We start from the raw sequence: 24302 nt of genomic DNA on the forward strand, positions 1-24302 counted from the left end.
CATGGAGCTGCGTATATTCACCGAACCCCAGCAGGGCGCTACCTACGAACAACTACTGACTGTTGCCCAGACCGCCGAAAAACTCGGCTACGGCGCATTTTTCCGCTCGGACCACTATCTCGCCATGAATTCCGACGGCCTTCCCGGGCCCACCGACGCATGGATCACGCTCGCCGGAATCGCCCGCGAAACGTCCACCATCCGCCTCGGCACTCTGGTGACGTCGGCTACGTTCCGTCACGCCGGACCGCTGGCCATCTCGGTCGCACAGGTCGATCAGATGAGTGGTGGCCGCGTAGACCTCGGCATCGGCGCCGGCTGGTACGAGGAAGAGCACCAGGCGTACGGCATCCCGTTTCCGGCGCTCAAGGATCGCTTCGAATTGCTCGAGGAAACTCTCGACGTCGTGACCGGTCTGTGGCGTACGACGGTCGGCGACACGTTCGACTACGACGGTAAGCACGTGCAGATCAAGAACTCTCCCGCGCTTCCCAAACCGCACCAGGTCGACGGTCCGCCGATCCTGATCGGTGGCACGGGCAAGAAGAAGACTCCGGCGCTCGCCGCTCGGTTCGCAAACGAGTTCAACATCCCGTTCAAGTCCCTCGAGGAAACGAAGGACATCTTTGCGCGGGTTCGTCAGGCTTGCGTCGAGCACGAGCGCGATCCGAACGAATTGGTGTACTCCAACGCTCTCGTCCTGTGCTGCGGCCGCGACGAGGCGGAGATCAAGAAGCGCGCCGAGGCTATCGGACGCGACGTCGACGAGCTACGTGAGAACGGTCTGGCCGGAACACCTTCGGAGCTGGTCGACAAGATCGGCACTTTCGCCGAGGCCGGTTCACAGCGCGTGTATCTGCAGACTCTCGATCTCGCCGATCTGGATCATCTCGAACTCGTCGCAAGCGAGGTCATGCCCCAACTGCAGTAAAGAATGGGCCGGGATCTACAGCGCGTTCGCGTCGAGGAACGCGCGTAGGTCTCGGTCCCACTGGGCCGAGCGGGAACGGTCGAGAAAGACGCGCACCAGCATGAAAGCGATGACCAGCAGCGACATCACGCTGAACCAGGTGAAAACGCCGGTCACCACGGCTGCGACGTCGGCAGCGCTCTGAGTGATCGGAGCTACGGTCTTGTCGCCCTGATCATTGACGTAGATGGGGACCTCGGTGCCGGCGGGCGTCGCCGAGTCGACAGTGACATCACCCGTATGAACCTGGCCGTTCCAGTTCCACTGCGCGCTGGCCATTTCGGTGGTCGGCGCAATGTAATCGGCTGTCGAGGCGGTGGTCTGCGTCGAATCTGCAGTCGTCGTCGCCGAAATGCTGTGTAATTCGGCGGATTGTTTGGCGATCAGTGCGTTCTGGCTCGAAGCAGTCGCAGCCCCTGCCCATACCGCGAGAGGCAGCAGAAGAATCGCGAAAATGATCAGACCGAAGGACATGAACCCTTCGATCCGATCACTGCGGCGAACCATCGGATCGTGGCCTACATGAATGGTGCGTCGGAGCAGCGACGCAGTTCCTCGCGTACTACCTGACATTGTGAGCTCAGTTCTCTCGACGACACACTCTTACATCGAGATTCCCTTTGTTTCGATCTAGTTGCAAGTGTTAACGAGCTGAATCACATGTGTCCTCCAACACCTGTCCAGTTATTCGCTCGGCGGAAGGATGTCCGTCTGCGCCGGAACCTGATCCTGACGGAGCAATCCGACCGGGCAACTGACGCCCGTGGCATGCACCGGGCAGTAACCGCCGGGATTCTTCGCCAGATACTGCTGGTGGTAATCCTCCGCGTAGAAGAAGTCGCGCAGCGGGCCGATTTCGGTGGTGATCGCTCCATATCCGGCTTCGGCAAGCCGTTCACCGAAAGCGACGGCCGACGCATGAGCGATTTCTTCCTGCTCCGCGGACGTCGTGAAGATCGCCGAACGGTACTGCGAGCCCTGGTCGTTACCCTGACGCATCCCCTGCGTCGGATCGTGGTTCTCCCAGAAGTGCGCCAGGATCTGCTCGTAGGAGATCACTGCGGGATCGAAGACCACCAGCACGACTTCGGTGTGACCCGTACGTCCGGAGCACGTCTCTTCGTACGTCGGGTTGGGCGTGAAGCCGCCCGCATAACCCGCAGCGGTCGTGTACACGCCGGGAAGCTGCCAGAACTCCTTCTCGGCGCCCCAGAAACAACCCATTCCTACGACGACGGTCTGCAGTTCGGCCGGAAACGGCGGCGTCAACGGATGCCCGTTGACGTAGTGCGCGGTCGGAACCGGCATTTTCTGCTCTCGGCCCGGGAGTGCGTCCTCAGGCGCGATCAGCGTGGATTTTGCGGACGCTCGTCCCAGAATGTCGTCGTACCAGCTCATGCTTCGATGCTACGCGCGAGCGACTGTTTCGCCACGCCGTGATCGCCCGGGCGCCGGGCAACTCCACCCACCGGTAGCCGATTTCTGCTACCGCGGCCGTGGCCAGAAGGAAGAGCGCAAACGCCAGCGTCGGTCCGACGTACAAAACAGTGTTCTCGACGACGCGGTACAGGATCAGGGTGTGCACGAGATAGATGACGTAACTACGCGTCGAGAGCCACTTCACGACCGGCCAGCGCGTCGGGACGCCGTCGTAGCGGCCGATGAGAACTACCGCTGCGGCGACTACCGAAATGGTCCACAGATAGTGCTCACCGGCCCAGTAGACGCGGAACTGGGTCGCCACGATGATGACGTGCATCTGGACGAGGACGGCCGCGATCAGCCAGCGGCCGGGAGCGAGCTTCGCCCACGCGAGGTACATGATCTGGCCGAGGAAGACGGCCGGCAGCGTCGCGGCGATCTTGGACAGCATCGGCACGGTGTACGGCAGCGGCGCGTAGACGTTGTAGAGCAGCACCAGCGAGCACAGCGCACCACCGGCGAGCGGCATGACGATCGGTCGCAGCCGCAGTATCGGGCGAGCCGCTACACATGCGAGATAAAAGAGGAATTGAACGGTGAGTGTCCAGGTCACTCCCAGAACTGCTACCTCGGGCTTGAGAAAGAATCCGCCGAGAAAAAAGCTCATCAACGCTTCGGTATCGGAAATACCTTCCTGACCGCTGAACATTCCGTTGATTCCGAGGCGGACCAGAAGAATGGCAATCGCGGTCGCCACCCAGAATGCGGGCAGCAGTCGACTGAATCGGTTGGTCAAGAACTTTCCGGGGCCGTCGCGAATCGCGGATCGCGTCACCAGAGCACCGGTAAGCATCATGAATACTGCGACGCCGACAAAAGAGAGGTGCTGGTTGAGTTCGGCAGGCTCGATCAAAACGCCGTAGACGACGTCGATCACCCACCAACCCGAGCCGAGATCGTCGATGACGTAGAAAGAGATGTGGGAGTAGATCACGGCGGCAACCGCCAGGGCTCGCAGCAGGTCAGCGCCCGGAAGATTCACCCGAGGCGCGGCCGCCTCTGGTGATTCCGGGAGGAAAACTGGTGCGGGCATCGCGCAAGTTTAAGGTTCCGTTCACCTTTACGACGAATTTGCGCATATTAGCTTACCCTTAGATCGGGGCAAGTTCGGTTTCCCAAACTTTATTCTTTGGTGATTACTACCTGAGCCGGACTGTTGCGGACGGTGTACGAATGTTATTGGGTGGAAACCCGAAGAATGATTTGCACATACGCGAGTGACGTCGCGCCGTGACCGGTGATCGACGCACTCTAAAGCACCAGGGCTCACCAGCCCGCAAAGAAGGGACCCTCGTGTCTGTTTACACGCTGCCGGAACTCCCCTACGACTACGCAGCCCTCGAGCCGCACATCTCGGGCAAGATCATGGAGCTGCATCACGACAAGCACCACGCGGCTTACGTTGCCGGTGCCAACGCTGCACTCGAGAAGCTGGCCGAGGCTCGTGAGAACGACACCATCGCAGCGCAGGCCAACCTGCTCGAGAAGAACCTGGCGTTCCACCTCGGTGGCCACACCAACCACACTGTTTTCTGGAACAACCTCAGCGCTGACGGTGGCGACAAGCCCGAAGGTGAACTCGCCGCAGCGATCGACGACAACTTCGGTTCGTTCGATCTCTTCCGCGCTCACTTCTCCGCGAACGCCAACGCCATCCAGGGCTCCGGCTGGTCCATCCTCGCGTGGGACTCGATCGGACAGCGTCTGATCATCGTCCAGCTCTACGATCAGCAGGGCAACATCTCCATCGGCCTCACGCCGCTGCTGCTCCTCGACATGTGGGAGCACGCTTTCTACCTCGACTACCAGAACGTCAAGGGCGACTACGTCAAGGCATTCTGGAACATCGTCAACTGGAACGACGTTTCGGCTCGCTTCGACCGTGCACGTACCCAGACCGCAGGTCTGATCGTCTAGTCACGCTCTTCTTGCGAACGGCGGCGCCTCACCAGGGGCGCCGCCGTTCGTGTCAGCAGAACACCACCGAGCAGGACCGTCGTGGCTCCGAAGACCAATGCCAGTGTGCGAGTTCCGGAGTCACCGCTGCTCGCGGTGGTCTGATTCACGGCCACCGGATCCGACAGCACCGAGGTCAGCTGAACCTGCTGCGGGGTGGTCATCGCGGGAATACCGGATTTTGCGCCGTCGAGGCCCGTGACCAGTGACTTGGCGATTCCTTGCAGCGTCGTGAATCCCTGGGTGATCTGATCGGTCACGTCACCGAGCATCTGCGGCGCCTGATCAGCGATGGGAATGAGGCCGTCGTTCAATTGTCCGGCAGCACTGCTCAGTTGATCGCTCGCGCCTTGCAGCTGCCCGACAGCGGTGCGGACTAGATCACCGAGCTCCGTATCGGGCCCGACCGAGCCACCCAACAGCGCCGGAACGGTGCCCAATTGCGCATTCAGCGCACCGAGATCCGAACTCACACCGGCCAGTTGCGCTGTCACGTCAGGCGGGATAGGAAGGCCGTTCAGCGCAGTCTGCAGCGCGTCGATTCGTGTCTTCAGTTCCGCGGTCGAGGACGACGCCTCCCCAAGCGTCAGGCCCAGTGAGTCCGCGCGCGTGGCCAGCTCTTCCGCCGACCCCGACGCCTGATCGACAACACCGGACACCTGATCCGCGACGCTCATCAGCTCCAACGCCCCGGACCGTGCGGTCTCGAGGTACGGCAGCAGAGTGCCTGCGCCTGCTTTCACCTGATCGATGGACTTTCCGGCCTCGTTGGTTCCGGCGACCAGAATCTGTGCGGTGGTGAGGTTTTGATCGATCGAGCGTCTGGCGGCCGACGTCTGAGCCAGCAGGCCCTTGATGCCGTCCGCGCCGACCTGCGCCGACACGGCCCGAGTCAACTCGGCCGACTTCTCCGAATCCGAGCCCTTCACCTCGAGGTCGACGCTCGCCTGCCGTGGATCCATGCCGAACATCGACGCGACGGTTTCGCTGAAGTCCTCCGGCACGGTCAACGTCGCGAAGTAGTTCCCGCCGGGGTTGTCGACCACCTGGAAGTCGAAGTCTTCGTTCTTGCCCAACGTGTCCACCAGCGTGTCGCCGGCCCGAAGTTCCTTGCCGTCGAGCGTGGTTCCCGCGTCGGCGTTCACGATCGCGACGGTGTTCGAGGTGTCGGCACCGCCCGCGAAGATCACGAACCCGATCCCCGCCACCGCAGCCGCGACGATCGCGGCCACACCACCGACTGCCAGCCGTCGACCGAGTCGTGACGGCCGGCGATGGGAGTTTTCTGTGGTGTTCTCGGCGCTCATGGGCGAGACGATAAAGCAACAACTTGTAGAAACACTGAGAGCCCTAGTCTGCGGGCGTGGCCGGCTTCTCAGACTCCTCGGGTTCCTCCTTCGGCATGTCCCGAGGCCCACTGATCAGGATGTCGGCCCAGCGCGTGGCTGGGTCGATGTCGAGCAGGACGGCCTTCACCAACAACGAGAGCGGGATCGCCAGCAGCGCTCCGAGCGCCCCGAGAACCCACGACCAGAAGACAAGTGAGAGGAACGTCATCGTCACCGACAGTCCGACGGCGTCGCCGACGAACTTGGGTTGGATGATGGACTGGATCACGAAGTTGATGACGGAGTAGACGACGATCACCCACAGCATCAGCCACGGCCCGCCCTGCAACAGTCCCAGGAGCGCCGGTGGAATCACGCCGATGACGAACCCGATGTTGGGGATGTAGTTGGTGATGAAGGACAGCAACGCCCACAGGACGGGCAGCTGAATACCCATGAGCCACAGCGCGCCACCGTCGAGTACCGCCACGATGAGACCGAAGACCGTCGAGACCACCAGGTATTTGCGAGTTCCGGCGGCAAAGGTGGAGAGCGCGTAGGAGATTTCGGGACGTTGCTCGGACAACACATGCAACCGCGAGCGGATGCTCATGCCGTCGAAGGCCATGAACAACAACAACGCGAGAATGAACACCAGATCCGACAGGATGCCGAGCAGGCCCTCCAGCCCGCTTTCGAGTACGCCCACAACCTTCGTGAGATCGACACTGCTGAGCGTGCTTTGGATCTGTTCGGTGCTCACTCCGAAGTCGGCCAACTTGTCGCGGCCCTCGTTGAGGAGGTTGGTCATCTCCTCGGAGTACTGCGGCAGGATCGTCGCCAACTGAGCCGTCGACACGATCAACGACGCCGCCAACCCGAGCAGGATCAAGTACACGGTGACCAGTGAGCCGAGCATCCCGACCCACTTGGGCCACCCTCGGCGCTGTGACCAATCCTGAATGGGCTGAACGGCAATCGTCAGCACCAGGGCCAGGAATACCGGTCCGAGGATGCCGCCGAACACCTTCATTCCGCCGACGGCGACCACGGTGGCGGCAATACCGAGCAGGACGATCAAACCGCGCGGGATCGACCAGTTCTCACTACCGGACAGCGTGGGGATCGGAGTGGGAGCCTCGACGGCCGGCTTTCCCTTCTTAGAGAACACCGGCTTCCTTTGCCCGGCTCCTGATCTGGAATGCTCCCACGATCATGAAGAGGCCGAACAGGATTGCGTACCAACCCAACAACCAGATGAGGCTGATGATGCCTTCGCCGGGCGCGATGAGAAGAATGATGCCGAAGATGACAGCAAGCACCGATGCGGCGAGCAACCATCCCCAACTGGATCCGGGCAGCGCCTTCATCTTGAAGGCGCCGACAATTCCGAAGATTCCGAACATGATGGCGTAGAAGGCAATTATGTACAGCAGCACCAGCGCAGTGATGCCCGGCCAGACCAGCGCGACGATGCCGGCTCCGACCGAGACGACGCCCGTGAACACCCACCAACCCCACGAGCTCAGATGCTCGCGGTCCCGGATGGCGCGAACTATCGTGATCAAACCGTCGGCGATGGAGTAGATACCGAACAGGAAAACCAAGGCCACCACGGTAATTCCCGGCCACACGAGCGCGATTATTCCGAAGATCACGCCGAAGATTCCGCGGATCAGGATCATCCACCAGATCTCTTTGCCGTACTGCACGAACGGATTCTGCGTGACCATCAGTAGCCTCCGAAACAAGCGGGTGTCTCTGACCGATTCAACAGCTCTTCAAACAGGGCAGTACCGACAGATCGTATGACTCTTGTGACCTTTCCGCCCATCGAAACGCGCGGCTGATACCGAGTTGTGCTCTTCGGGTACGAAGCGAGGGGACTTTCAGCCTGCTTCTCGAATACTTGCTTCTCGAATACCGGGCGCAGTCCACGATCCCGACAGCACTGCAGCCTTCGGCCAGTACAGGCGCAGAAAGACGTTGAAGTCGCCGGACGGAGCCGGCAGCCAGTTCCGCTCCTTCTCACCACCAGGGGATTCGTGCTGAAGATAGATGTCGAGGGAACCGTCGTCGGCAAACACCAGATCGCTTCGATCGCCAATCGCGTATCGGTCGATCGGGTTGTCCACGAAGAACTGCCGCTCGTTCATCATCGTGAGCGACCAGAAGCCCTCGACCGGTGGCAGCTCGTCCTTCTCGAAGTGCAGGACGTACTTCTTCGCCCCGGTCAGCGGCTTCCCGTCGACGTCCGTCGTGGCATGCGGGTACACGGCATCAGCATCGAGATTGGCCCCGAAACCGAGCCAGACGATCAGAGCCCGCTGAGCGTAATGGGTTCCGTAGTGCCCCAAGCCGCGGTGCATCGTCCAGCCGTTCTTCGGACTGCCCTCGGCCTCTTCGGCGATCTCGCTCAGCATGTCCATACCGGTTCGCGCAGCTCTATCGAGGGCATCACGTACCTCCTGCGGACGCGACCTCCAGGGCAAGGAGGAGCCGATTCCTATGTCGGACAGTTGTTTCATCATCTCGGTGTCCTCCGGACGCGGAGGATTGTCGTCGAGAAGTGCGTCGAGTCTGGTGAAGAATGCCTCGCCGTCCATGGCGGGCCACCTGGTCCACCGGCGGCGTCCGCGTGTCGACGGCAGGGTTCACCGGCATTTCACCAGGCGTGTAGTCCTGCGGGTCACCCGTCCACTCCGACAGAGGAGTGAGTCGCGTCCGGTCCTGCAGGCTGTGCACTTCTGCCAGGTCTGTTCCCCCCGACGTCGCGTAGCGGGCGACTATCCAGTTCATCGCTGTCGGAGACCGCAGCAGCGTCAAACCCTTGGGCACGTTGCCTTTCCAATTCGGCCCGGCCACCAGGTACGGTCCCCCGGTCCGCCCGACTGTCCGAGATCCCGGAACCGTGAACACGTCGCTCCACGCGTCGAGGATGGGGACCAGCCAGTACCGCGTGCCGAAGTCCGGCAGTGAGAGCACCTGCGGTTCCGTCGAGACGTCCAGCCACCCCGACGAGTAGAGAGTGTCCGCGTTGGGTGAGACGACATCGGTGAAGGTCGCATCCGGCGTCGTACGCGCGTATGCGAACTGGTTGAGCGGGGCTTTCATCGCCACCGGCGAAGGCACCGCCGTCATGACATCCCGCGATACCGCAGCAATCAACAGGGGATATCCGAAGATCCACGCCTGCGTTGCCAGGTCTTCCAGCCGAGAACGGTTCTTCGACAGAGTCATGTCTGCGCATACCACCGCCCTCACCAGCGCAAACCTGGCTGGCACTCTCCCTCTCTTGTGTGCCAGTACCGAATGGGTGCATATTTCGATTACCCAACGAGGTGTGCCGGACCGACGCATGCGCGTCTGCCCGAGATTTGCCCCAGCACCGAGGGAGGAACAGAAATGAACAGAAACGAAGCAATAGGCATTTCTCCGTTCCAAGCCGCTGGGTCTTTGCAGGGGTTCGTCATTTCCGGTCGTTGGCCGGACACCACCCAGGAGTGGGCGCAGCTTCTCGCATTGGCCGTCCGCGTGGCCTCGATGCCAGGTTTGTTGCCGACCACGACGGTCTTCGGGGTCCGTGAAGACGTTCCCGAAGATCCGCAGCCGGGCACCGTCGGTCTGGTGGTCGCCGAAGGTCCGGTACTCGGCGATTTCGCCTTGACACCCGGCCGTTTCTCCGACCATCAGCCACCGGCGCTGATCATGCTGCACCCACCGTCGGAAACCACGCCCAGCCTGCCGGAATGCGAGGGCAGCGCGTCGGGGTGTGTACTGCTGCCAGGCCTTCCCTATCTGGGTTTGGAGCATCGTGCGGCGTGGGTCGAGGCTGAGCCGGACGGCACAGTCGTCTCCATGATCAGTCGTGTCGGCATCGATCCGATCAGCGATCCCGACACCGCTGTTTTGGCCATGCTCCTCGCCTCGTGACGGCCCCGGTAAGCGATAAGTTCGGACTCCCAAACTTGCTGTGCGCTTTGCCAATTCGTTTCAGGCGCGCTAACGTGGGCAGCAACGAAGGGGAGTAGCCCCCAATCGCCCGTGTCGACATACTGGTTCGACGCGCTCCGCCTGGTGCGGATCGCGAAGCACCCGGCCTGGCGAACCGAAGGTCTTGTGGCCTCGGTGGGCGAGACCTTCGGCCGGACAAGCGCACCCACTGCGCCTGCCCAGGCCGGAGGCTCGCATTTTTCCTCCGACCTACACCGACCGGAGGAGTAAATCTTGCTTGCCGCAATACTTTTGAGTTTCGGCGTCATTTTTGTCGCAGAACTCGGTGACAAGTCGCAACTGATGGCAATGACGTTTGCCTTGCGCTATCGCTGGTGGGTCGTCCTCGGCGGAATCACCGTCGCCACCACCCTTGTTCACCTCGTCTCGGTCGCCGTCGGCCACTACCTGGGCGTCGCCCTCCCCACCGCGGCGATTTCCATCGTCGGCGGTATCGCTTTCCTGATCTTCGGCCTCTGGACCTTGCGCGGTGACGATCTCACCGACGACGAGCAGAACAAGGCCGGTCGCGTCACGCGATCCGCCTTCATCGCCGTCGCCTCGGCCTTCTTCCTGGCAGAACTCGGCGACAAGACCATGCTCGCCACCATCACCCTTGCCACCGACAACGACTGGATCGGCGTCTGGATCGGGTCGACGGTAGGCATGGTGGCGGCCGACGCTCTCGCCATCATCGTCGGCTCGGTGCTGGGCAAGCACCTTCCGGACGGATTCATCAAGATCGGCGCCGCGGTGCTGTTCTTCGTCTTCGGTGTCTGGCTGCTGCTCGAGGGCATCTTCCCCGACTCGTCGGCCGGCATCATCGGCGGTGGCGTTGTCCTGGCCGTGTCCGTGCTGGGCGCACTGGCACGGATGATCTGGAAGCGCTCCCGTGCGACCGACTCCGCTACACACCTCGTCGACGACAATCGGACGCCGATCGACTGACGCTCAACGAATAACGTCGCCGGCACCCCAAATTGCGACCGGGACATGACCTTCCGCCACTCCGCTCGGTCCGAGTAGCTGCCCGAACCGCTTCATCGGGTACAGCGAGACACGTCGATCGAGGATCCGCACACTACCGATTCGGCGGAGTCGATCCTCGACGACAAGACTCTGCGCGAGGCTGCTCAGCCACACGCTGATCAACATGTTCGCTGTTCCGGTAGTCGCCACCAACAATCTGATCTCCGGCCAACTCGACACAAGATTGCCGAGTTCGTCGGTGGAACCGTCCACAGCGACATCGAAGATCACTTCGAACGGTGAACCGACAGCCTGTTGCGAGACATCGCAGCGGAAAATCAACTGTTGCGACGCAGTCAGTTGGGCCAAGCGCCGTCGAATCGCAGTCTCGTTCGTTCCACAAATCGCGGCGAGGCGCGCGTAGCTGGCACGTCCGTCACGGCCGAGCGCCTCCAACAGGGCACCGTCGGACTCGCGGAACTCTGTCGGATCTGCCGGCACCGCAGCGCCCTTTGTCGATGCCGTTGCCAGCTGAGCCCGACCCGCTTGCCCCAGAGCGCCCGGCTCCCAGCTGAACCCGTCCCGGTACACCTTCACCCCGACCCGGCTTCTGATCGACAGAATTCCAGGGTCGGCGGCAAGGTGCTCACACACCAAAGCGTCCAAACTCTTGTGGTCGGCGGCCACGACTCCGACGAAGTACTCGTACTCGCCTTCCGTCCTGGCCAACAGATAGGCACAGGAGAGTTGACGTAACAGCTCCCCCACGTCGGCAACGGAATCCTGTGTGGTCCTGATCAGGAGATAGCCGAATATGTGGGTTCGACCGATTGCGACCGCGTTGACCCACGAATGACCGTTCGAGACGAGGCGACGCCACCGGCGGGCGATCGTCGTCGAATCCATGTCGAGCACTGACGACAACTGCGTCCACGACGCGCGGGGGTTGAGCTGAAGTGCATTGATGATCTCCAGATCAGATTCCGCGATGACAAATGCGTCGGATTCCGGCTTCATCGGCACAGTATTGCCGGATTACTGCATTCTGGTCGGTGATCCCTGCCTGTTTGCCAAAGATGTGTGAATCACTTCACAGGTTCACCACTTGGAGGCCCAGTGCTTCGCTCCACCAAAGTCACGGTCGCGTTGCTGTTCGTCGCGTACGCGATCGACTACATAGATCGGCTGGCGATCAACCTCGCTCTCCCCTTGCTCGGTGAGGAGTTCGATCTCGACTACTCCCAGCGTGGATTGATCATCTCCACGTTCTTCATTGCATACACGCTGGCCCAACTGCCTGGTGGACTGCTCGCCGATCGATACGGCGCAGTCCGGATGGCTCTGATCGGGTTGGTGGCGTGGAGTGTCTTCACCGGCCTCACTGCCCTTGCCTGGTCGTTCGGGACGCTTCTGGTTGTTCGCTTTCTCTTCGGTCTCGCGCAGGGCGTGTTTCCGGCAGCTGCAGTAAAGCTCGTTGCCGAGCGGAGCATCCCGGAGCAACGTGCCACTGCCACAGGATGGATGAACAGTTCCAACGCCGTCGGTACGCTTCTTGCCATCGTTGTTGCGGCAGCACTTCTCCCGTTGATCGGCTGGCGTGGAATGTTTCTGGCCGTCGCGGCGCTCGGCGTACTCTCGCTTGTCAGCATCAAGTTGTGGCTCCCGCCGGCACTTCCGGCGGAGAACGACCACGGTCCGGATTCCTCCTGGGACAACATGCGCACCGTACTTCGCTCCCGCGCGATGTGGCTCTTCGCCTTGATGTTCTTCGGATACGACTTCGTGATCTGGGGGATGTCGTCGTGGGTTCCGTCCTACCTCCATGACGAACGTGGAATCGCCCTCTCGAGCGCAAGCCTCCTTCTGATTCCGGCTACCGTGGTGGCCGCCGTGACCACCGTCATCGGCGGGCGAATCTCCGATCGGCTGGCTGGCAACAGTCGTGTCGTCGTGGTGCCGTCCATGCTCGCGTGCATCGTGATGCTCGCTTCGATTCCTTTCGTCTCCAACACGGCCTTGTTCGTCGTTCTCGTCACCCTCGGATCTGCCGCTGCCTCTTTCGCTTTCATGCCGTGTTTTGCACTGCCCCTGCGGGCTCTGCCTTCTTCGGTGGTCGGGGCCGCCTCGTCGATGATCATTTTCGGCGGCATGGTCGCCGGAATAGTCGCACCGCTTGTATTCGGATTCATCGTGGACCATCTCTCCTGGTCAGCGGCGTTCGTATCGCTCGCACTCGGGCCCGTCGTGGCGATCGTCGCGGTCATGGCAGCACCACAAACCCGAGAAAAGATGCTGAACCTGGTGCAACTGAAAACCGCCAACTGAAAGAAGATCAACCATGAATCAACTGCTTTCGAATCTCGAGTTCGGAGACCCGTCGCGGTTGCGAACCGTCGAGCCGCACTGGTTCGAGCTCTACCGCGACCTACACGCACACCCCGAGTTGTCCGGCGACGAAACTCGCACCGCCGCAATTGTTGCCGAGGAACTTCGGCGAATCGGCGGCTGGGACGTCACGGTCGGGGTCGGCGGTACGGGTGTCGTCGGTGTTCTCGAAGGGAGCAGCGGTCCGGTGATTCTGCTACGCGCCGACATGGACGCGTTGCCGGTGGCAGAAGACACCGGGCTGTCCTACGCCTCCAGAACTGATGGAGTCATGCATGCGTGTGGCCACGATGTCCACGTAACCGCGCTACTTGCCACGTGCGCAGCACTTTCCGCGGATCCGACATCGATCACCGGGACTGTTGTCGCGGTCTTCCAGCCTGCTGAGGAGACCGGCTCCGGCGCTCGTGCGATGGTCGACGACGGAATCTTCGACCGCTTCCCACGACCGGACCTCTGCCTGGGACAGCACGTGGGCCCGACTCCTGCGGGGATGTTGGTCAGCAAACCCGACATCTTGATGGCAGCATCCGACACGATACGAGTGGTCTTTCACGGCCGTGGTGGACACGCGTCCTCACCGTACGCATGCATCGACCCTTTGTTGATGGCAGCGTCTTTCGCGCTGCGCATTCAAAGTCTGGTCGCTCATGAAGCGGCAACCCCGACAGCACCTGTGCTCACGGTGGGAGCCTTGCACGCCGGCACGGCTGCGAACATCATCGCCGATGAAGCCGAACTACTGCTCAGCCTGAGGACTTTCAGCGCAACGTCACGAGAAAACATGCTCGAATCGGTGCGCCGGATAGCCCGCGCAGAAGCGGACGGAGCCGGCGCCGTCGAGACGCCGGACGTTCATGCGTACAACGGCTTTCCGGCCACGGTCAACACTCCGGACGCCACGTCCACAGTGATGTCCGACCTGCGACAGGCCGGCTTGGGAATGCACACTCTGTCACAACCACTTTCAGGTAGCGAGGACTTCGGAATCTTCGGCACCGCCGCCCAATGCCCCTCCGTGTTCTGGCATTTCGGCGGAACGGCACTGCAGAGTTTCGACGGAACCGCCCTTGCCGCGCTCGCTGAGGGACGGATACCACCCGGCACGCCGTCCAATCATTCACCGCGCTTCGCCCCCGATCCCGCCGCTGCCCTACCCGAAGGTGTCACGGCCATGACCGCAGCTGCACTGGGAGCCCTTGCGCGGAGCGCGTGATTCTCACACAGACTTACCCAGGGAGATAACGTCATGTCAGACGAACTGCACTACCTCAGCGCCACCGAAGCCATTGCTCACTTTCGCGCGCGAGAATTGTCTCCGGTCGAACTGCTACAGGCAATCATCGACCGGACACAGAATTTCGAACCTCACATCAATGCCTTCACCGAAGAGATGTTCGACGAGGCCCTCGCTGGCGCACGGGAAGCCGAGAGCCGATACCTCGGCCACGGACCCGAACCTCGACCGTTGGAGGGAATTCCGGTAGCTGCCAAGGAAAAACATGCCATTGCGGGAAAGTCTCTGACCGAAGGTTCGCTGGCGGGACGCGGCAACATCGCCCGCGAGAACGCACCGGTGATCGACCGAGTTCTGGCAGCAGGCGGCCTGATTCACGCACGCACGACGACACCGGAATTCTGCGTCGCGGCGTTCACACACTCTCCTTTGTGGGGCGTGACCCGCAATCCCTGGAACCTCGATTACAGTCCCGGCGGCTCCTCCGGCGGAGCCGGCGCCGCACTGGCCGCCGGAACTACTACTCTGGCAACAGCATCCGACATCGGCGGGTCGACACGAGGCCCGGCAGGCTTTACCGGCACCGTCGGTCTCAAGGCCTCGTACGGGCGTATCGCCGGGGTCGCCCCGCTGTCCATGGATTCCTACCGTGGCGACGGTCCGATGGCCCGAACTGTCGACGACGCAATTCTTTTGGCCAACGTTCTGATCGGGCCGGATCCGCGTGACCATTCTTCCCTGAGGCCGGCGATCACGCTGCCACACGAGTACCCGTCGGTCGAGGGAATGCGAATTGCCCTGTGCCTGCGGCTCGGTGACTTCCCCATCGAGCCTGACATCGAGGCGAACACCCGGGCTCTCGCACAGTCGTTGGTCGATGCCGGCGCGATCGTCGAGGAGATCGAACTGCCGTGGACTCGTGATTCGATGGCAGCAGCGGTGAAAGTCCATTTCGGAACGATCATGGGTGCATCCGTCGCGGAAGTTGCTCGCGTCCACGGTGATCTTCTTGCCGACTACACGCTCGACAACGTCGCGATCACGTCGAAGGGCGCTGCGGAAATGTCATTTCTGGACGGCCTTCGCAAGGAAACCCAAATGCAACGAGAGCTCGCCGAGGCGATGACTCCCTTCGATGCGCTGATCTGCCCGACTTCGGGCACCATCGCCTTCCCGGCAGGCGAGTCTTTGCTCGACGGCCTCACTGTGGCGGGTCAGCACGTGAACACCACCGCCGAAGCACTTCTCACATTGCCGTTCAACGTCGCCAATCGGTGCCCCGTATTGGCGGTGCCGAGTGGACACGCACACGACGGTGTTCCCACGGGCGTCCAGATCGTCGGCCATACGTACGACGAACCGACCGTGTTCCGGATCGGCAAAGCACTGGAGAAGATCCGCCCGTGGGCATACACCGACCAGCATCAACCGAAGCTGAATGTGGTGGCGCCGGCTTCCTCGTGATCGCTGAGGAGATCAGAGCTTGGCCCTGATCTCCTCAGCGATCGGCTGGAACTGCTCGAGGAATGTCAGGGCCCAACCGAAGGACGCGACGCCCTCGTAGTCGAACGAGTACACCTGATCATTCTTGACGGCGCGCAGACGCTGGAAGATGGTGTCGTTCGCCAACTTCTCGTTGATGGGGCCCTTGCCACTGTTGGTGATGATGACGTCGGCCTCGTCGAGTAGCTCCAACTGCTCCTTCGGGAACCACTCGTTGCTGCCGGCGGGAATTGCGAGCGAACGGTCGTTGAACTGGAACCCGGCCTCGCTGATGACCGTCGTCTGATACTTGGTCGGCGAGTACAGCGAGAAACCACTCTCCTCGAAGTACGTGGTGTAGACGACCTTCACCTTGCTCAGCACATCAGCGTTGTCGCTGCGGAACTTGGCGATCCGCGCCTCGTACCGATCTGCCAACTCTTGAACCTTCGCGCTCTGGTTCAGCGCGTCCGCGACTCCGAAGGCGCGCTCCTTCCATGCGTACTGCCCGTCTTCGGCAAAAACCGCGGTCGGTGCGATCGACCGGATCTGCTCGTAAAGATCCGGGTTGTTCTCCGACAGCAGGTTGGTCATCACGATCAGGTCGGGAGACAAAGCCGCTATCGCCTCGGCGTTGGGCTCGTACCAGCGTCCCACCTTCGGGAGAGACCGCAGAGCGGACGCATAGGGTTCCGGGACGCCGTCGGCGTTCTCGTAGTCGACCGGCAATCCGACCGGTGTGAACCCGGCGTCGAACATCGCGGGGCCCGTGTAGTAATCGGCGCTGACCACCCGTTGCGGGTTGGTGGGCACTTCCACCTGCCCCAGAGCCGTGTTGATGGTGCGCATCGAACCCTCGGCCGATTCACCGGAGCTGGTTCCACAGGCCGTGAGCAATCCGATCCCCGCCAAGGCACCGGCTCCGAGGAAACCGCGTCGGGTAAGTGCTGCGGTGATGCGAGCGAATTCGGCATCGGTGTCAGCGCTGGGCAATAGAAGTGATGTCATGAAAGTGCCTCCAAAGCGCCGGTTTCGAGTTCGTTGAGCCAATTGATTGCAGTGCCGTAGTCGGTGACCTGAGTGCTGATTCCGAATACCCGGCCCGAAGCTGCTGCCGGAATGCGGCTCCACAGCGGGCTGGCGAAGACGGATTTCATTCCTGCAGAATCAGTTCCGTTCGGCTGCTTCGGGTAGATGACGACGGTGACGTCCCGCAGCATTTCGAGTTGTTCGAGCGGGAAGGCTTCGAAGCCGGTGGCTGGGCGCAGGTCCGGGATGAATTCGCCGCGGGTCACGTTCAGGTCGGCGAGCATCGCGCCGGTCACTCCGGTTGGATACAGGATGGAGAAGAGCCCTTCCGAACCACCGATAGCAACCTGGGCCCACCGATTCTCGCCAAGCTGCGCGGCGTATTCGGTGCGGATTCGCTCTTGCATCGCCTGATACTTCTCGCGATTCGACGTCAATGCCGAACCCTTGTTGACCGCGTCTGCGACACCCTCGGCGACAGCGCGCCAATCCGATCGGTTCGTGCCCGAATACACCGCTGTCGGAGCAATTTTCGAGAGCTCGCGGAACATGTCCTCGTCGATCTCGTACGCATCGCCAACAATGAGATCAGGCGCGGCAGCCACGACGGCTTCGCGGTTGACCTCGAGGAAAACCCCCACCGTGGACAAGCCGTCGATGAACTTCTGCTGTGTCGGGATGAACTGGTCGATGTACGCGCTGTAGTCGAGCGTCGCGACGGGTCGGGCGCCGACGGCTTGCAACTGCCACGGGGTGTTGTATGAGACGGCGACGATGCGCTGCGGATCGACGGGAACATCCACGGATCCGTAGTGCGTCTGCACAGTACGAGTTGCGCCGTCCGCACCGTCACCGCCCTCCCCACTACTGCATCCGACGAGAGCAAGTGTGGACAGCGCGGCGGCACTTCCGCCGAGAAAGCCGCGTCGAGTCAGGGCAGCGGTGATGCGAGCGAACTCTGCATCGGTATCTGGAGTCGGTAACAGGAGTGATGTCATGGGTTTCCTGACGGTTATCCGAATTAGGGCTACCTAAAATTACTCTCACCTGCGTCGTTACGGTGAAGCCTCTTGGCCAAGACGTATCTCTTTCGCGCCAAGCCGCCAATCGTTGAACTGGTATTACCACTTGACCTCTTACCGATAAGCGCGTTACGGTCGGTACATGTTTCAACCCGTTGCACGTACCTCGGCCTCCGGCGCAGTCTTCGACCAGATTTCGGTGAAAGTGCTGGCCGGAGAGCTGGCTGCGGGTGAGGCACTACCCAGCGAGCGCAAGCTCGCCGAGGCATTCGGCGTCTCGCGGCCCGCAGTCCGCGAGGCAATTCAGAAGCTCGCCCAGGCCGGGCTCGTCGAGGTCCGCCAGGGCGAGTCCACGTCGGTGCGCGATTTTCGACGCCAGGCCGGACCCGAACTTCTCCCCCAGCTGCTGGTGCGCGACGGCGTCCCCGACCTGAGCGTGGTGCGCAGCGTGCTGGAAACTCGCGAGTTGATGGGACCGCAGATCGCTGTGCTGGCCGCCCGTCGCATCTCCGCGGAATCCGCCCGAGAACTCGACACGGCCGTTGATCAACTAGGCGCCACCGAAGATCCAGTGGAGTTGCAAGACCGCGCTCTGGCGTTCTGGGACGTCGTCGTCGACAGCGCAGATTCCATTGCCTTCCGTTTGATCTTCAACAGCCTTCGGGCTGCATACGAGCCGGCTATGACTGCACTTGCATCCGTCATGGTCGCCGAAGTCGGCCAGACCGACCTGTATCGAAAACTGGCCTCCGCCATCACTTCACACGACGAGCCAACTGCCGAGACGTCAGCCGCACAGCTCCTTCACACCGGCACGACGGCAATCGGCGACGCTCTCACCTTCCTGGAAGGACTGAAACCATGAGCAAGCCTCTCACTCTCGCCGATGCCGCACGGACGTTCCGCAAGTCACCGACGCCGTGGATGATCGGCACCATGCTGCTGGCCGCCGCGGCGGCGCGCATCGCAGTGGGCAACTGGCAGATCACCGACGCCCTCGTTCCGCTCGTGATGCTTGCCGCATTCCCCTTCGTGGAGTGGATCATTCACGTCTTCATTCTTCATTGGAAGCCACGAACCATTGCCGGCGTCACACTCGATTCACGGCTGGCGCGCAGCCATCGGGAACACCACTTTGCGCCGCGAACCGTCTCACTCATCTTCATCCCGTGGCAGACGCTCCTGATCGTGATTCCCGTTCTGACAGCCGTCGCCCTCCTGGCATTTCCCCGCGTCGAACTCGGTCTGACGTTCCTGACCTGCATTTCCGTGCTCGGCCTCGGTTACGAGTGGACACATTTCCTCATCCACAGTGACTACAAGCCGAAAACTGCTCTCTACCGGTCAGTTTGGCGCAACCACCGCAACCACCACTTCAAGAACGAGCACTACTGGTTCACCGTCACCACCGCGGGAACTGCCGATCGAGTACTGGGCACGTACCCCGATCCCAAATCCGTCGAGACCTCCCCGACAGCCAAGAACCTGCACGGCGCAGCGTCCAAGCTGTGAAGGAAGGCCGATTTCTGGCCCCCAGCTGGCAATGAACTTGAACTTGGCTGTGTATCAGCAATTTTCGTTGAAACTCGTCAGAACCGTGCTTAGTGTCGATGGAGTCAGAAGTTCGAAAAACGCTGTAACCGAAGGACACAACACATGTTCAACGATGTATTCAACAACGTCATCCACCCGATGGTCACGAACTTCCAGCAGTTGGGCCCCCAGCAGTTCATTCCGCAGCAGTTCATCCCACAGGGAGTGTTCCAGCAGGCGCCGCAGGCAGCAGAGCAGGCAGTGACGATCTTCGGTAGCTGATACCGCAATCCACAGATAGCGCCACTCAGGGGTCGTCCGTCCAATATGCTGGACGGACGACCTGAGTGCCTCCGCCTGACAAGGATCCCCATGACCGCGAACACCCCCATCCACGCTTTCACCGACGACGCCCTGGGCGACCTCGACGCCACCGGCGTCGCCGCCCGGATCGAATCAGGCGAGGTGACCGCACGGGAAGTCATGGAGGCATCGATCGCCCGCGCCGAGGCAGTGCAGGGGCAATTGAACGGTCTGGCCTGCACTGATTTCGATCGTGCCCTCGCCAGGAGCAACCGGCCCGCCAAGGGCGTCTTTGCCGGTGTCCCCACCGCGATCAAGGACAACACCGACAGCGCCGGCCTTCCCACCCAGCAGGGCAGTACCGCCTTCACCGCGATCCCCGCCAAAGCCGACAGCGATTTCGCGAAGCAGTTCCTCTCCACCGGGGCCATTTCGATCGGCAAGACCCGACTGCCCGAGTTCGGGTTCAGTGCGTCCACCGAATACATGACGGAAGAACCCGTCCACAACCCGTGGAATACGGCGTACTCGTCGGGCGCTTCCTCGGGAGGCGCAGCCGCGCTTGTTGCTGCCGGCGTACTCCCGATCGCGCACGCCAACGACGGCGGTGGATCGATTCGCATTCCCGCCGCTGCCTGCGGACTCGTCGGACTCAAACCCACTCGCGGACGCACCATCGCCGATCCGGCCGACAAGTCGATGCCGATCCGGTTGATCGCCCAGGGCGCCGTTACTCGCACTGTTCGCGACACTGCACGATGGATGTCTGCGGCTGAGAACTACTACCGCAATCCGCGACTCGCACCGGTTCGCTTGATCGAAGGACCCAGCTCAACCCGCCTGCGCGTCGGCGTGATCGCCGATTCCGTCACCGTCACCAAGACGGACGACGAGACGCGCAAGTCCGTCGAAGCTACGGCCGAACTCCTTGCAAGCCTTGGCCATCATGTCGAGGACGCAGCACTGCCCGTCGGCCCCGAATTCATCGACGACTTCAGCATTTACTGGGGCTTTCTGTCGTTTGCCATCTCCACCGGTGGCAAACAAATGCTCGGACCCGACTTCGACAAGTCCGGCACCGACAATCTCACCAAGGGCCTCTACACGCTGTACCGGAAGAACCTGGTGAAGACGCCGCGCGTGCTCTACCGTCTGCGACGGCTCCAGCAGCAGTACAGCGCCATGTTCTTGAAGTACGACGTCGTGCTCTCGCCGGCTCTGGGGCACACCACCCCCGAGCTCGGATACCTCTCTCCCGCTCAGCCTTTCGAGGAGCTTTTCGACAAGTTGATCGCGTACACGTCGTTCACGCCGCTGAACAACATCTCCGGAGGTCCCGCGATTTCGCTACCGATGCATCAGACCAGCAGTGGTTTGCCGTTGGCTTCGCATTTCTCCGCCGATCTCGGCGACGAGCGCACGCTCCTCGAATTGGCCTTCGAACTGGAAGAGGCTCAGCCCTGGAGAAGAATCCAGGACTGAGCCCCACCCGATAAATACCCTCAGTCTCGCGGCAATCCGAGCATGCGCTCACCGATCACGTTGAGTTGCACCTCGGTTGTGCCGCCGTAGATGGTGGTGGCACGGCCCGAAATGAGCTGCTCCATCGCCTTGTCGCTTGGCTGACCTGGGATGCTGACCGCTCCGGCAGCACCCAGTTCGGCGACGACGAACTCGGCGATCGACTGGCTGATCTTCATCGCCAACAGCTTGCCGACGCTCGACGTCGTACTCACGTCGATCCCCGAAAGTTGCTTGAGCACAACGCGGGAGCCGATGAGGTCGATCGCCTGACTCTCCGCAACCAGCTCGCCGACACGGTAGCGTCCGATCGGGCTCAGGTCTGCCGACTTCGCGAACTTCAGCAGATCGGAGTCCGAGGCGTACGCCTCCATCTTCTGGCTGAGCGCGACGCGCTCGCCGGCCAGCGTCGTCCGGGCGACGTTCCAACCGTCGTTGACCTCACCGACCACGTTCTCGTCGGGGATGAACACGTCGTCGAGGAACACCTCGTTGAACAACGCCGAGCCCGTCATCTCACGCAGCGGGCGGACGGTGATGCCCGGTGTCGACATATCGAGCACGAAGTAGGTGATGCCCTGATGCTTCGGCTTGGTGGCGTCCGTGCGGGCGATCAGCATAGCCCAGTCGGAGAACTGAGCAACCGTGGTCCAGATCTTCTGACCGGTGATCTTCCAACCGCCGTCGACCTTTTCGGCCTTCGTCGACAGTGATGCGAGGTCGGAACCAGCACCGGGCTCACTGAAGAGCTGGCACCACACCAGCTCACCCTGCAGGGTCGGTACGGCCAGCTCTTGCTTCTGCTTGTCCGAACCATGCGCTACGACGGCCTGCACGGCCCAAGTGCCCATCAGGAGCTGCGGCATCGAGATACCCGCAGCCTTGATCTCCTGGGAGATGACGATCTGCTCGAGCGGAGCGGCGCCGCGCCCGTACGGCTTCGGCAGGTGCGGCTGAACCCAGCCGCCGTCGCCGAGTGCGATCAGTTGGTCGTCCTCGTCGAGATCGACCAACTTGGCCAGCTCGGTCGCGATGTCGCCGCGGATCTCCTCCGCCTCGGGCGGTAGTTCGAGAACCGAAGCCCGGCTGACACCGTCAAGTGCTTGCTGCGCAACACGATTGGCTCGATCCTCGCGGGTGCCGAGAATGCCGCGGATCGAGAGCGCGCGGCGGTAGTACAGGTGTGCGTCGTGCTCCCACGTGAATCCGATGCCGCCGTGAACCTGCACGCAGTCCTGCGCTACCTGCACTGCGGCGTCCGGCACGATGACTGCGGCGATGTCGGCGGCAAAATCTGCCGTGTCGTCGCCCTTGTCCAATGCGCTTGCCGCATCCCACACAACGGCGCGTGCCTGCTCGAGCGCAATGCCCATCTGCGCACACTTGTGCTTGACGCCCTGGAACTGGCCGATGGGTCGCCCGAACTGCACGCGTGTCTTGGCGTACTCCGACGCAGTGGAAACACACCAGGACATGACGCCGACGTCTTCGGCGCCGAGAACGACTGCGGCAATGGACCGTACCCGCGCCTCGGTGAGACCGTCGAGTATCCGTTCGGCGCTGATCTGAACATTGTCAGCTTCGATCCGCGCACTACCGCGCAGCACGTCGATGCTGTCCTGAACGGTGATCGCGACTGCGCTGCTCTCGAGCACCGCGTAGCGAACGCCCTCGGGCAACTGGATCGGAACCAGCAGTACGTCGGCGTGCTCACCACCGAGCACACCGTCGAGTGCGCCCGTGATCTTGTACCCACCGTCCGACGACTCGGCCGCCAACGGTGCACCCAAGGCGACTGCTGCCGTACGACTTCCGTCGATCAGACCGGGCAGGAACTCGGGTCCCGCCTTGGAATCGGCGGCGCCGAGAACGGCGCTTGCCAATACCGTCGGAACGAACGGTCCGGGAGAGACTGTGCGGCCCAATGCTTCCAGTGCCACCGCCAAGGTCAGCAGGCCGGCGCCGTGACCACCTTGCTCTTCCGGAACCGCGAGCCCGAGAAGGTCCTGCCCGACGAGTGCCGTCCAGAACTGGGGGAACTTGTCCTCGGTCCGTGACTCCACGGCCGCGCGCACCTGCTCGGTGGTGATGGTGCGCTCGGCGAAGGAGCGCACCGAATCTGCAAGCGCGGTGTGCTCCTCACTCAGCCCGAGACCGAGTTCGTATGCGTTGCGTGCCATGCGCTTACAGTCGTTCTGCGAGGTCGGCGGTGGTCCAGGGACCCTCGCTCTCGATGGTGTTCACACCGTGCCAGCCGGCGAGTTCCGTGATGGCCCCACCCTGAACGGCATACACCTTGCCGGTGAGCTTGCAGTCCGCCGCCGCGAGATAAGCCACGAGCGGCGAGATGTTTGACGGCGCAAACGCATCGAACTCACCCTCGGGGACCTCGGCCGCGAAGAGCGCACCCATACCGGGTGTCGCCAGCGTCAGTCGAGTACGCGCGATCGGCGCAATTGCGTTGACGCGCACGCCGTATCGATCGAGCTCGTCAGCGGCCACCAAAGTCAGAGCTGCGATGCCCGCCTTGGCGGCACCGTAGTTGCCCTGGCCCGCATTGGGCATGAAAGTACCCGAAGCCGAAGCAGTGTTGATGACCGAAGCGTTGACGGTCTCGCCTGCCTTGCTCTGGTCCTTCCAGTATGCGGCAGCGTGGTGCAGTGTCGCGGCGTGCCCTTTGAGGTGCACGGCAATGACTGCGTCCCACTGGCTCTCGTCCATACCCGCGATGAAGGCGTCACGAAGAATGCCGGCGTTGTTGACCAGGACGTCGAGTCGGCCGAACTCACTGACGGCCTGCTTGACGAGGCCCTCGGCACCGTCCCAGGTGGCGATGTTGTCGGTGTTGGCAACAGCCTTGCCGCCTGCAGCGACGATCTCGTCGACTACCTGCTGCGCGGGGCCGGCATCTGCACCGGAACCGTCGTTTGCTCCGCCGAGATCGTTGACCACGACGCTCGCACCCTCACGAGCGAAGAGCAGCGCATGCTCACGGCCGATGCCGCGTCCTGCTCCGGTGATGATCGCTACGCGACCGTCGAGACTTCCCATCAGTTCAGATTCCCATCAGTTCAGTTGTCGGACATGAAGAC

Annotated in this window: 24 protein-coding genes; 11 read left to right on the plus strand and 13 right to left on the minus strand. The window is 62.0% G+C overall.

Translation table 11 applies throughout. The features are described from left to right. Position 1 precedes the first annotated feature (1 nt). Positions 2-931 carry an LLM class F420-dependent oxidoreductase gene (locus tag ABIE52_RS21090; protein WP_058038067.1) on the plus strand — a complete coding sequence of 310 codons (930 nt, stop codon included), beginning with the start codon at positions 2-4 and terminating at the stop codon, positions 929-931. 15 nt (positions 932-946) lie between these two features. On the opposite strand, the gene ABIE52_RS21095 is transcribed toward ABIE52_RS21090, so the two are convergent. The 3 genes from ABIE52_RS21095 to ABIE52_RS21105 all read right to left on the minus strand — a co-directional run bounded on the left by ABIE52_RS21095 (position 947) and on the right by ABIE52_RS21105 (position 3485). Next, positions 947-1543, minus strand: a complete 597-nt coding sequence (locus ABIE52_RS21095; RefSeq protein ID WP_223304488.1) for an Rv1733c family protein — start codon at positions 1541-1543, stop codon at positions 947-949. 111 nt (positions 1544-1654) lie between these two features. Next, on the minus strand, positions 1655-2368 hold the full coding sequence (msrA, locus tag ABIE52_RS21100; protein WP_020905733.1) for a peptide-methionine (S)-S-oxide reductase MsrA: 714 nt from the start codon (positions 2366-2368) through the stop codon (positions 1655-1657). Then, complete coding sequence (locus ABIE52_RS21105) at positions 2307-3485, minus strand: acyltransferase family protein (protein ID WP_047272742.1); 1179 nt, start codon at positions 3483-3485, stop codon at positions 2307-2309. The genes msrA and ABIE52_RS21105 overlap by 62 nt, the downstream gene beginning before the upstream one ends. 260 nt (positions 3486-3745) lie before the next feature. On the opposite strand from ABIE52_RS21105, the gene ABIE52_RS21110 reads away from it, so the two are divergent. After that, complete coding sequence (locus ABIE52_RS21110; RefSeq protein ID WP_003944189.1) at positions 3746-4369, plus strand: superoxide dismutase; 624 nt, start codon at positions 3746-3748, stop codon at positions 4367-4369. Here the strand turns inward: ABIE52_RS21110 and ABIE52_RS21115 are convergent. The 5 genes from ABIE52_RS21115 to ABIE52_RS21135 form a co-directional block, all read right to left on the minus strand. After that, positions 4366-5715, minus strand: a complete 1350-nt coding sequence (locus ABIE52_RS21115; protein ID WP_058227349.1) for a YhgE/Pip domain-containing protein — start codon at positions 5713-5715, stop codon at positions 4366-4368. The two genes, ABIE52_RS21110 and ABIE52_RS21115, sit on opposite strands and share 4 nt — an antisense overlap. A 43-nt stretch (positions 5716-5758) precedes the next feature. Then, the gene (locus ABIE52_RS21120; protein WP_042920602.1) at positions 5759-6907 is read right to left on the minus strand and encodes an AI-2E family transporter; all 1149 of its coding nucleotides are present in this window, start codon (positions 6905-6907) and stop codon (positions 5759-5761) included. Beyond that, positions 6897-7469, minus strand: coding sequence for an HdeD family acid-resistance protein (locus ABIE52_RS21125; protein ID WP_003944155.1), 573 nt, complete (start codon positions 7467-7469; stop codon positions 6897-6899). The genes ABIE52_RS21120 and ABIE52_RS21125 overlap by 11 nt, the downstream gene beginning before the upstream one ends. A gap of 156 nt (positions 7470-7625) precedes the next feature. Beyond that, a complete protein-coding gene (locus tag ABIE52_RS21130; protein ID WP_354541527.1) occupies positions 7626-8159 on the minus strand; it encodes a DUF1214 domain-containing protein in 534 nt (177 codons plus the stop codon). Between the two features lie 34 nt (positions 8160-8193). Next, entirely contained in the window at positions 8194-8976 is a 783-nt protein-coding gene (locus tag ABIE52_RS21135; RefSeq protein ID WP_354541528.1) for a DUF1254 domain-containing protein, read from the minus strand. Positions 8977-9141: 165 nt separating this feature from the next. Here ABIE52_RS21135 and ABIE52_RS21140 point away from each other — a divergent pair, with 165 nt between their 5' ends. Both ABIE52_RS21140 and ABIE52_RS21145 read left to right on the plus strand, forming a co-directional pair. Continuing rightward, positions 9142-9669 (plus strand): hypothetical protein, encoded by a 528-nt coding sequence (locus tag ABIE52_RS21140; RefSeq protein ID WP_003944138.1) that lies wholly within the window; start codon positions 9142-9144, stop codon positions 9667-9669. Positions 9670-9963: 294 nt separating this feature from the next. Next, positions 9964-10677 carry a TMEM165/GDT1 family protein gene (locus ABIE52_RS21145; RefSeq protein ID WP_058227350.1) on the plus strand — a complete coding sequence of 238 codons (714 nt, stop codon included), beginning with the start codon at positions 9964-9966 and terminating at the stop codon, positions 10675-10677. A gap of 3 nt (positions 10678-10680) precedes the next feature. Here ABIE52_RS21145 and ABIE52_RS21150 read toward each other — a convergent pair whose 3' ends face one another. After that, on the minus strand, positions 10681-11715 hold the full coding sequence (locus tag ABIE52_RS21150; RefSeq protein WP_047272740.1) for an Lrp/AsnC family transcriptional regulator: 1035 nt from the start codon (positions 11713-11715) through the stop codon (positions 10681-10683). 99 nt (positions 11716-11814) lie between these two features. Here ABIE52_RS21150 and ABIE52_RS21155 point away from each other — a divergent pair, with 99 nt between their 5' ends. The 3 genes from ABIE52_RS21155 to ABIE52_RS21165 are packed head-to-tail and all read left to right on the plus strand — an operon-like array spanning position 11815 to position 15784. Then, the gene (locus tag ABIE52_RS21155) at positions 11815-13023 is read left to right on the plus strand and encodes an MFS transporter (protein WP_192712852.1); all 1209 of its coding nucleotides are present in this window, start codon (positions 11815-11817) and stop codon (positions 13021-13023) included. Positions 13024-13036: 13 nt separating this feature from the next. Continuing rightward, entirely contained in the window at positions 13037-14299 is a 1263-nt protein-coding gene (locus tag ABIE52_RS21160) for an amidohydrolase (protein WP_054188675.1), read from the plus strand. A 33-nt stretch (positions 14300-14332) separates the two neighbouring features. Further along, positions 14333-15784, plus strand: coding sequence for an amidase (locus ABIE52_RS21165; protein WP_192712851.1), 1452 nt, complete (start codon positions 14333-14335; stop codon positions 15782-15784). A 12-nt stretch (positions 15785-15796) separates the two neighbouring features. Here ABIE52_RS21165 and ABIE52_RS21170 read toward each other — a convergent pair whose 3' ends face one another. Further along, the gene (locus ABIE52_RS21170) at positions 15797-16810 is read right to left on the minus strand and encodes an ABC transporter substrate-binding protein (protein ID WP_047272737.1); all 1014 of its coding nucleotides are present in this window, start codon (positions 16808-16810) and stop codon (positions 15797-15799) included. Further along, positions 16807-17829 (minus strand): ABC transporter substrate-binding protein, encoded by a 1023-nt coding sequence (locus ABIE52_RS21175; RefSeq protein WP_192712850.1) that lies wholly within the window; start codon positions 17827-17829, stop codon positions 16807-16809. Before ABIE52_RS21175 ends, ABIE52_RS21170 begins: the two co-directional genes overlap by 4 nt. 166 nt (positions 17830-17995) lie before the next feature. Between ABIE52_RS21175 and ABIE52_RS21180 the strand changes: the two genes are divergently transcribed. From ABIE52_RS21180 to ABIE52_RS21195, 4 genes are all read left to right on the plus strand, one after another. Continuing rightward, the gene (locus tag ABIE52_RS21180) at positions 17996-18718 is read left to right on the plus strand and encodes a FadR/GntR family transcriptional regulator (protein ID WP_042920615.1); all 723 of its coding nucleotides are present in this window, start codon (positions 17996-17998) and stop codon (positions 18716-18718) included. Next, entirely contained in the window at positions 18715-19365 is a 651-nt protein-coding gene (locus ABIE52_RS21185; RefSeq protein WP_192712849.1) for a sterol desaturase family protein, read from the plus strand. Before ABIE52_RS21180 ends, ABIE52_RS21185 begins: the two co-directional genes overlap by 4 nt. Positions 19366-19509: 144 nt before the next feature. Further along, on the plus strand, positions 19510-19668 hold the full coding sequence (locus ABIE52_RS21190) for a hypothetical protein (protein ID WP_003944172.1): 159 nt from the start codon (positions 19510-19512) through the stop codon (positions 19666-19668). 90 nt (positions 19669-19758) lie between these two features. Further along, positions 19759-21171, plus strand: a complete 1413-nt coding sequence (locus ABIE52_RS21195) for an amidase (protein WP_192712848.1) — start codon at positions 19759-19761, stop codon at positions 21169-21171. A gap of 20 nt (positions 21172-21191) precedes the next feature. Here the strand turns inward: ABIE52_RS21195 and ABIE52_RS21200 are convergent, their stop codons facing one another. Together ABIE52_RS21200 and ABIE52_RS21205 are read right to left on the minus strand one after the other, a co-directional pair. After that, complete coding sequence (locus ABIE52_RS21200) at positions 21192-23390, minus strand: acyl-CoA dehydrogenase family protein (RefSeq protein ID WP_192712847.1); 2199 nt, start codon at positions 23388-23390, stop codon at positions 21192-21194. A 4-nt stretch (positions 23391-23394) separates the two neighbouring features. Continuing rightward, a complete protein-coding gene (locus ABIE52_RS21205; protein WP_007735961.1) occupies positions 23395-24261 on the minus strand; it encodes an SDR family oxidoreductase in 867 nt (288 codons plus the stop codon). Positions 24262-24302: the final 41 nt, after the last annotated feature.

The organism is Rhodococcus sp. OAS809 (assembly GCF_040546695.1).
Classification (GTDB): Bacteria; Actinomycetota; Actinomycetes; order Mycobacteriales; family Mycobacteriaceae; genus Rhodococcus_F; species Rhodococcus_F qingshengii.

Excerpts from the sequence above, each read along its gene's own strand:
- ABIE52_RS21160 (WP_054188675.1), top strand. The coding sequence starts at position 13,037 with ATGAATCAACTGCTTTCGAATCTCGAGTTCGGAGACCCGTCGCGGTTG.
- ABIE52_RS21175 (WP_192712850.1), bottom strand. The coding sequence starts at position 17,829 with ATGACATCACTCCTGTTACCGACTCCAGATACCGATGCAGAGTTCGCT.
- ABIE52_RS21200 (WP_192712847.1), bottom strand. The coding sequence starts at position 23,390 with ATGGCACGCAACGCATACGAACTCGGTCTCGGGCTGAGTGAGGAGCAC.
- ABIE52_RS21130 (WP_354541527.1), bottom strand. The coding sequence starts at position 8,159 with ATGCTGAGCGAGATCGCCGAAGAGGCCGAGGGCAGTCCGAAGAACGGC.
- ABIE52_RS21135 (WP_354541528.1), bottom strand. The coding sequence starts at position 8,976 with ATGACTCTGTCGAAGAACCGTTCTCGGCTGGAAGACCTGGCAACGCAG.
- ABIE52_RS21205 (WP_007735961.1), bottom strand. The coding sequence starts at position 24,261 with ATGGGAAGTCTCGACGGTCGCGTAGCGATCATCACCGGAGCAGGACGC.
- ABIE52_RS21095 (WP_223304488.1), bottom strand. The coding sequence starts at position 1,543 with ATGTCAGGTAGTACGCGAGGAACTGCGTCGCTGCTCCGACGCACCATT.
- ABIE52_RS21150 (WP_047272740.1), bottom strand. The coding sequence starts at position 11,715 with ATGAAGCCGGAATCCGACGCATTTGTCATCGCGGAATCTGATCTGGAG.
- ABIE52_RS21115 (WP_058227349.1), bottom strand. The coding sequence starts at position 5,715 with ATGAGCGCCGAGAACACCACAGAAAACTCCCATCGCCGGCCGTCACGA.
- ABIE52_RS21185 (WP_192712849.1), top strand. The coding sequence starts at position 18,715 with ATGAGCAAGCCTCTCACTCTCGCCGATGCCGCACGGACGTTCCGCAAG.
- ABIE52_RS21180 (WP_042920615.1), top strand. The coding sequence starts at position 17,996 with ATGTTTCAACCCGTTGCACGTACCTCGGCCTCCGGCGCAGTCTTCGAC.
- msrA (WP_020905733.1), bottom strand. The coding sequence starts at position 2,368 with ATGAGCTGGTACGACGACATTCTGGGACGAGCGTCCGCAAAATCCACG.
- ABIE52_RS21090 (WP_058038067.1), top strand. The coding sequence starts at position 2 with ATGGAGCTGCGTATATTCACCGAACCCCAGCAGGGCGCTACCTACGAA.
- ABIE52_RS21105 (WP_047272742.1), bottom strand. The coding sequence starts at position 3,485 with ATGCCCGCACCAGTTTTCCTCCCGGAATCACCAGAGGCGGCCGCGCCT.
- ABIE52_RS21190 (WP_003944172.1), top strand. The coding sequence starts at position 19,510 with ATGTTCAACGATGTATTCAACAACGTCATCCACCCGATGGTCACGAAC.
- ABIE52_RS21195 (WP_192712848.1), top strand. The coding sequence starts at position 19,759 with ATGACCGCGAACACCCCCATCCACGCTTTCACCGACGACGCCCTGGGC.
- ABIE52_RS21165 (WP_192712851.1), top strand. The coding sequence starts at position 14,333 with ATGTCAGACGAACTGCACTACCTCAGCGCCACCGAAGCCATTGCTCAC.
- ABIE52_RS21140 (WP_003944138.1), top strand. The coding sequence starts at position 9,142 with ATGAACAGAAACGAAGCAATAGGCATTTCTCCGTTCCAAGCCGCTGGG.
- ABIE52_RS21125 (WP_003944155.1), bottom strand. The coding sequence starts at position 7,469 with ATGGTCACGCAGAATCCGTTCGTGCAGTACGGCAAAGAGATCTGGTGG.
- ABIE52_RS21170 (WP_047272737.1), bottom strand. The coding sequence starts at position 16,810 with ATGACATCACTTCTATTGCCCAGCGCTGACACCGATGCCGAATTCGCT.